This window comes from Streptomonospora alba, from assembly GCF_000826685.1.
In the GTDB taxonomy this organism is placed as follows: domain Bacteria; phylum Actinomycetota; class Actinomycetes; order Streptosporangiales; family Streptosporangiaceae; genus Streptomonospora; species Streptomonospora alba.
In genome coordinates this window covers 140749-147691 of record NZ_JROO01000005.1, presented here as the reverse complement: position 1 = coordinate 147691, position 6943 = coordinate 140749, and the positions used below count along the sequence as shown (strand labels likewise).

At 72.3% G+C, this 6943-nt stretch carries 7 protein-coding genes; 3 read left to right on the top strand and 4 right to left on the bottom strand.

What is annotated here, in order from left to right; genetic code table 11:
* Nucleotides 1-35 precede the first annotated feature (35 nt).
* Nucleotides 36-734 (bottom strand): NPP1 family protein, encoded by a 699-nt coding sequence (locus tag LP52_RS02885; protein WP_238580704.1) that lies wholly within the window; start codon nucleotides 732-734, stop codon nucleotides 36-38.
* A gap of 811 nt (nucleotides 735-1545) precedes the next feature.
* Here LP52_RS02885 and fdhA point away from each other — a divergent pair.
* Together fdhA and LP52_RS02875 are read left to right on the top strand one after the other, a co-directional pair.
* A complete protein-coding gene (gene fdhA, locus LP52_RS02880; protein ID WP_040270492.1) occupies nucleotides 1546-2766 on the top strand; it encodes a formaldehyde dehydrogenase, glutathione-independent in 1221 nt (406 codons plus the stop codon).
* A 156-nt stretch (nucleotides 2767-2922) separates the two neighbouring features.
* The gene (locus tag LP52_RS02875; protein WP_040270489.1) at nucleotides 2923-3387 is read left to right on the top strand and encodes a pyridoxamine 5'-phosphate oxidase family protein; all 465 of its coding nucleotides are present in this window, start codon (nucleotides 2923-2925) and stop codon (nucleotides 3385-3387) included.
* 89 nt (nucleotides 3388-3476) lie between these two features.
* Here the strand turns inward: LP52_RS02875 and LP52_RS02870 are convergent, their stop codons facing one another.
* Complete coding sequence (locus tag LP52_RS02870; RefSeq protein WP_040270487.1) at nucleotides 3477-3965, bottom strand: MaoC family dehydratase; 489 nt, start codon at nucleotides 3963-3965, stop codon at nucleotides 3477-3479.
* Between the two features lie 123 nt (nucleotides 3966-4088).
* A complete protein-coding gene (locus LP52_RS02865) occupies nucleotides 4089-4721 on the bottom strand; it encodes a GAF and ANTAR domain-containing protein (protein WP_040270486.1) in 633 nt (210 codons plus the stop codon).
* 428 nt (nucleotides 4722-5149) lie between these two features.
* On the opposite strand from LP52_RS02865, the gene LP52_RS02860 reads away from it, so the two are divergent.
* Nucleotides 5150-5872 (top strand): GAF domain-containing protein, encoded by a 723-nt coding sequence (locus LP52_RS02860; RefSeq protein ID WP_052809355.1) that lies wholly within the window; start codon nucleotides 5150-5152, stop codon nucleotides 5870-5872.
* 55 nt (nucleotides 5873-5927) lie between these two features.
* Here the strand turns inward: LP52_RS02860 and LP52_RS02855 are convergent, their stop codons facing one another.
* Nucleotides 5928-6692 (bottom strand): SDR family NAD(P)-dependent oxidoreductase, encoded by a 765-nt coding sequence (locus LP52_RS02855; protein WP_040270485.1) that lies wholly within the window; start codon nucleotides 6690-6692, stop codon nucleotides 5928-5930.
* Nucleotides 6693-6943 lie beyond the last annotated feature (251 nt).

The window sequence follows — 6943 nt, the reverse complement described above, 5'->3', positions numbered from 1 at the left end:
GGACCGCGCGGGCACCGGCGGCGAGGACGGTCCGGTCAGGCGTAGGGGTCGAACTCGATCCCTGCGGGCTTGGCCTTCTCCAGGTCGGCCTCGAAGTTTCCGTCCTTGAGGGCGAGCCGGGCACTGCCGAAGTCGGCCGCCACGAGCGCCTCGCGGATACCCGGAGGGAACTCGTTCCAACTCACCAGGTCCGGGTACTGCCATGCTCCGCCGTGGTTCTCCGGCGGGTCGTCGTGGTCGGCGGCGAAGCGGAAGGCGTGGGTGCTCAGCCCGTCCTTGTGGTAGACGATCTTGGCGTGGGTGCCCTCCCAGCGCACCTCGGAGGCGGCGCGGGTGTCGTAGTCGCCGTGGGCCGAGGCCGAGACATAGCGCGCCTCGCCGTCCTCCACCCACACGACGACGTGCTCAAGATCGTGGCGGTGCCCGCAGCAGCCGGGGAGCGTCTGGTCCTTCTCGAAGTACAGCGCGTACATGTAGGCGCACCAGCCGCTCGGGTCGCACTTGGCGCGCGCGTAGGAGTTGGTGTTGTCCAGATCCCAGCTGTCGCGGCAACTGCCGTTGAGCGCGCCGGAGGTGTTCAGCCCGGTGGCCACGGTTCCGTCGGCGCCGACGGCGGGTGTGGGGTAGCAGCCGTCGGTGTCGTAGTCGAAGGCGGGCTGCCACCTGCCGTCGGGCGGGGCGACGCTGGAGGGGAGCGCTCCCGGCGGATCGGCGAACGCGGGGGAGGCGGGCACCAGGAGGGCCAGCGCCGCCGCGCCGGCGAGGGCGAGCGATGCGGGCCTACCGCGGAGGCGGCGCGGCGACCGCCGGCCGCGAGTCCGGCCGAAGTCGGGATATCGGGCGGTGCCGCCGGCCGGGGAGGGAATGGGACCGCGGGTTCTCCGGGAAATCGAAGAAAGGGCGGCGGACAGGCGTCCTCCGCCCCTGGTGAGAATGCTCATGCAGGGGTTTCCGATCTGCGTGGCGTGCGTCGTCGAATTCGTCGAGGGGGAGCGGGGAACCGAGGAACGAGCCGATGAGGGCAGGGCGGGCAAAGGAGGCGGGTGCGATTCGGGATTCTCGGCCGACGGCGAGCGGTTTCTCCGTGCGGGCCGGTCAGGCGCCCGTCCGCACGAGTGAGCGCCGGGGTTCCGCGCACATCGCGCGAACGGCGCGCACGACCGGAAGTCGCTCGCGCGTGGAAATCCCGCTCGCAATGGCGCGGTAAACGTAGCCGAATCCCGGTGACTACTGCAAGGGCTCGTCCGTGTGCTGAGCGTGCCATTCCTCGGCGTGTCGGCGGGACTTCACGCAGACGCCATCCGAATTCACCGCAGCGGTATGCCGGTCACCGGCTCGGGGTGCGGGGAGTCCGTTCAGCTCAGCCCCGCTGCGCCCTGCCGGAGCCGCGGCACCGGTCCAGGCGCGGGCGCGGTCCGCCCGTGTGCTTCGGCCGCCGCGTGCTCGCGGGGAGGCCGGCGCCTCCGGCGGGCATCGGCGGTGCTCCGCCGGGGTAGCACAGTCGGCGAACGCAAATGTGATCCAGATCATGACCGTGGGGGAGTTATGGCTGAGAACAGGGGCGTCGCCTACGCAGGCCCGGGCCGCGTGGAACTCGTCGACATCGACTATCCGGAGTTCGTCCTCAAGGACGGCCCCGGCGTGAACCCGGCGAACGTGGGGCGCCAGGTGAACCACGGCGTCATCCTCAAGGTCGTGGCGACCAACATCTGCGGCAGCGACCAGCACATGGTCCGCGGCCGCACCACAGCACCCGAAGGACTGGTACTCGGTCACGAGATCACCGGCGAGGTCGTGGAGAAGGGGCGCGACGTCGAGTTCCTCGATGTCGGCGACCTCGTATCGGTGCCCTTCAACATCGCCTGCGGCCGGTGTCGCAACTGCAAGGCCCGCCGCACCGGCATCTGCCTCAACGTCAACCCCGATCGGCCCGGCTCGGCCTACGGCTACGTCGACATGGGCGGCTGGGTCGGCGGCCAGGCGCGCTACGCCCTGGTGCCCTACGCCGACTTCAACGCCCTGCGCTTCCCTGACAAGCAGCAGGCCATGGACAAGATGCTGGATCTGACCATGCTCTCCGACATCTTCCCCACCGGCTTCCACGGCTGCGTCACCGCGGGCGTGGGCGTCGGTTCCACCGTCTACATCGCCGGAGCCGGGCCTGTCGGGCTCGCTGCGGCGGCCTCGGCCCGCCTGCTCGGCGCAGCCGTCGTCATCGTCGCCGACGTGCAGAAGCAGCGCCTGGAGCAGGCGCGCAGCATCGGCTGCGAGACCGTGGACGTCTCCGAGCAGGACCCGCGCGATCGGATCGAGGAACTGCTGGGCGTGCCCGCGGTGGACGCCGGCGTAGACGCGGTGGGCTTCGAGGCACGCGGCCACGGTGCCGACGCAGCCCGGGAGCAGCCGGCCACGGTGCTCAACACGCTGATGGACGTCACCGACGCCGGAGGATCGCTCGGCATTCCGGGGCTGTATGTCACCGGTGACCCGGGCGCCCCCGACGAGGCGGCGAAGGAGGGCTCGCTGTCCATCCGCTTCGGCCTGGGCTGGGCCAAGTCGCACGCGTTCTTCACCGGGCAGTGCCCGGTGATGAAGTACCACCGCCAGTTGATGATGGCGATCCTGCACGACCGGGTGGAGATCGCCAAGGCGGTCAACGCCACGCCCATCGGTCTGGAGGAGGCCCCGCGCGGATACCGGGAGTTCGACCAGGGTGCCGCCCGCAAGTACGTCCTGGACCCGCACGGCATGCTCGGCACCGGCTGAGTGCCCCGGCCGATCGGGCGAGCGGCCGAGGGGCCGCGTCTTCTCCTGGGCCTCCTGTGCTGCCCGGCAGCACAGGAGGCCTCGACCGCGGGGGCGCGCGGCGCCGTAGTATGCGTCGACTCCCGATATCCGTCCCTGGCGAGGAGCCGGTACGCCATGACGACACCCCCTGCGGTACCGCCCCGATCGCGTTCCCAGCGCAAGCTCGACACCCTCGCGCGGCTCGAATCCGACGTCGACGCCTGGGTGGCCACCGCCGGAGACGCCGGCGGCATGCCCCACCTGATCCCCCTGTCCTTCATGTGGGACGGCGCGGCGCTGCTGCTGGCCACCACCGCCGCGAGCCCCACCGGGCGCAACCTGCGCTCCTCGGCGCGGGTCCGGATCGGCATCGGCCGGACGCGCGACGTAGTGCTCGTCGAGGGCGAGGCACAGGCTCTCACGGCCGAGGATCTGACGGTCGAGACGCTGGACGCCTTCGCCGCCAAGACCGGGTTCGACCCCCGCGATTCGGGCGGCAACCTCTACTTCCGCGTCCGGCCGCAGTGCATCCGGGCTTGGCGCGAGGTCGACGAGCTGGCCGAGCGCGACCTGATGAGCGGCGGGCGCTGGCTGGTGTGATCGCGGCGCGGAAGCGGCTCCGTGCAGCGCCGGCACAGTGGCGGCCCGCAGCGCCGGCGCGCGCCCGGGCACGCCGTACCGGTCACCGGCTACCGGGGCCGGGTGCGGAGCATGTTCAGCACGACGGCGTGGAAGACCTTCCGCCCGTGCTGGTTGAACAGCTCGACGCGGGTGCGCAGCAGCCCGCGGTCGGGCTTGGAGGACGACGGGCGGCTCTCCACGACCCCGGCGCGCATACTCAGGGTGTCGCCCGGGCGCACGGGCTCGGTCCAGCGCAGCTCGTCCACGCCCGGCCCGCCCAGGCTCGCCCTGGGGGAGAGGTAGTGCTCGACATACAGCCGCATCATCAGGGCCGTGGTGTGCCACCCGCTGGCGATCAGTCCGCCGAAGGGGCCCTCCGCAGCGGCGTCCGGGTCGATGTGGAAGGGCTGCGGATCGTACCGTCCGGCGAACTCGACGATCTCGTCCTCCGATACCGCGATCTCGCCGCAGTCGACGACCTCGCCGACCGCGTAGTCCTCCAGGAACCGCTCCTGGAACGGAACGGCGGGGGCCCGCCCGCCGGCCTGCGCATCCATTGACCGACCCTTCGCCGAACACCCGCCGCATGGACGCGCCCACCCTAGCGTCCGGCCCTCCTCCGCCGAGTACCTGCTCCCGGCCTTCTGCCGCCCGGCCGCCGCCCGGGCGCTGCCGACCCGTTACGGTTCTCGGCGCCGTGAACCGTCGAGGACCCGCTCGACTGCGGCGTGGACGCTCTCGCCCCGCTCGCGGCCGGTGCGCAGCAGGGCGTCGAAGGCCTCGGCGCGGCCGAGCCCGTGCCGGGCCATCAGAACGCCGACCGCCTGCTCGGTGTCGGAGCTGCGGCGCAGGGCCGTGCGCAGCCGCTGGGCGGTGTCGGAGCCGGCGTCGACGCGCGCGGCGGCCTCGGCCGTCTTGCCCACGATCTCGGCGAACTCGGCGGCGCCGCGTCGGCCGTCCTGGCTGAAGCCGTCGGGCTTGGCCGAGTACAGGGTGAGCACGCCCATGCCGCTCCTGAGCGGCATGGCCAGCACCGAGCGCAGCCCCAGATCCACCGCGATACGCGGGTACTCGCCCCACCGGAGCTCGGCGGCCAGGTCGCGGGACTCCACCTGGACCTGCGTCTCCAGGGCCTCCAGACAGGGGCCGGCGCCGATGGCGTGCTGGGACGCGTCGTTGGCCGCGGCGGTAGCGGAGGTGCAGGAGAGGGGGACCGTGCGGTCGTCATGGACCAGGGTGAGGCCGCATCCGTCGGCCTCACCCAGTGCGCGTGCGATGACGGCAGGTATATCGGCCAATGCGTTGAAGGGCACGGCTCAAGCTCCTGCGGACTCGGTGATGCGTGCGTACGTCGCGTCACCGGTCCGGAGCGCGGACTGCGCGGTCGCCCTCACGGTCGATACACGGCACCTCCCAGCCTAACCGCCGTCCCGCTCCCTGCAGAGGACCGGAGACGCGCTTCCCGCTCCCGGTCCCGCAGCGGGCGGTTCCCGCCCCCGTGCCGGCGTGCTGCTGCACCGGCACGGCAGTCGGCTACGCATCCATGCGACACGTCGGCGATAATGGGGAAGGATCACTGGCCGCGAGCTGGAGATGGGAAACACGGCTATGCGTAGGCCGCAACGGCCGGCTCCGCGTGCGCTGCGGTCCCTGCTCGCCCCGCGCGGGGGACCGACGTGCGACCGCGCCCACAGGCCGAGGCACGGCGGCCCGGTAGAGCGGGAGGAGGCGGCGTTCGTCGGTGGATTCTGAGCCCCCCTCCCGAGTCTGGAGCCTCCTCGCCGAGGAGGCGCGCACCGTCGGCGGCGGCATCTCCATCGGCCTGGTGTGTGCCACGGCGGGTCGCGTCCTGGCGGCCGACGGCGTCGCCGTGACACTGATCGCCAGCGAGACCGCCCGGGAGATCGCGGGCTCCACCGGTGCGCTGAGCCGGCAGCTGGAGGAACTGCAGTTCATGCTCGGCGAGGGGCCGGGGCTGGAGTCGTTCGGTACCGGCGCGCCGGCTCTGGCCTGCGATCTGCGTTCGGCGACAGCGCGGTGGCCGGTGTTCACTCCCGCGGCGGCCGGCTTGGGGGTCGGCGCCGTGTTCTCCTTCCCGCTGCGGTTCGGCGCCGTCGCCATCGGCACACTGGAGGCTTACCGCCACGAGGCCCGGGAGCTCACGGAGGAGGAGGCCGGCGACGCGTTCGTGTTCGCCGACACCGCCGCCCTGCTGCTGCTGGAGCCCTACCAGCGCGGCGAATCCGGTGACCCCGTGGACGGCGCCGCCAGGCTCGCGCAGGACTACCACATCGAGGTGTACCAGGCCACGGGCATGCTCTCGGTGCAGCTGCGGACCAACCTGGACGACGCGCTGGCCCGCTTGCGGGGCTACGCGTTCGCCAACGACATGCGGATTTCGGCGGTGGCCCGCGAGATCCTCACGGGGCGCCTGGCACTGGGTGAGGGAAGCACCGGCGCGTGAGCCCCGCCGCCGGCAGGCTTCGTGCGGCACGGAACGCCGCGGCCGGGCCCGCGGGTCAGACCGCCGACCACCCGTTGTCCACGGGAAGGACGGTTCCGCTGATGGCGTCGGCGGCGTCGGAGGCGAGGAACACGATCGCGGCGGCGACCTCGTCGGCCCGGGAGATGCGGCCGATGTTGCGGCCGTAGTCGCCGAGCACCGTCGGGCCGTGCGGGGCCTGGGGGGTACCGATGTCGATGTTGGTGGCCGTGCCGCCGGGGGCCACGGCGTTGACGCGCACGCCCTGGTCGCGGTACATGAGCGCGGTCGACTTCACCAACCCCACGATGCCGTGCTTGGCGGCGGTGTAGGCGGCTCCCGCCGCGCTTCCGCGCAGGGAGGCCTCCGATGCGGTGAACACGATCGAGCCCCTGCCTCGGCCGAGCATGTGCGGCAGCACAGCACGGGTGAGCAGGAACGGAGCGGTCAGGTTGATGCGGATCAGCCGCTCCCACACGGCGTCGCCGACGTCGGCGGCGGCCGACATGTCGTCCATGATTCCGGCGTTGTTGACCAGCACGTCGACGGAGCCCAGGCGCTCGGCGGCGGTGGCGGCGACCCGGTCGACGACCTGCTGGTCGCTGAGGTCGCCGGCGACGACCTCAGCGGTGCCGCCGTAGGAGCGGATCTCCTCGGCCGCGCTCTGCGCGGTCTCCTCGTCGATGTCGGCGACCAGCACGCCGGCGCCCTCACCCGCCAGCCTCAGTGCTGTCGCGCGGCCGATGCCCGAGCCGCCTCCGGTCACGATCGCGTTCTCGCCGCTCAGGCCTGACTCGCTCACGGTGCTTCCTTCCCTGGTGGGCGCTGGGCGCCCTCGCCGCTGCGGCGCTGCGCCGCCGGTCTGCCTGTCTGCCGGTCTGCCGGTCTGCCGGTCTGCCGGTCTGCCTGTCTGCCGGTCTGCCGGTCTGCCGGTCTGCCGGTCTGCCGGTCTGCCGGTCTGCCGGTCTGCCGGTCTGCCGCCCCGATTTTATGTCATCGAGCGACATTTAGGCAGTCGACGCCACCGCCGGGTAGGATCGGTTCGGCTTCCGT

Coding starts and splice junctions, on each gene's coding strand:
- fdhA (WP_040270492.1), top strand. CDS start 1,546: ATGGCTGAGAACAGGGGCGTCGCCTACGCAGGCCCGGGCCGCGTGGAA.
- LP52_RS02875 (WP_040270489.1), top strand. CDS start 2,923: ATGACGACACCCCCTGCGGTACCGCCCCGATCGCGTTCCCAGCGCAAG.
- LP52_RS02870 (WP_040270487.1), bottom strand. CDS start 3,965: ATGGATGCGCAGGCCGGCGGGCGGGCCCCCGCCGTTCCGTTCCAGGAG.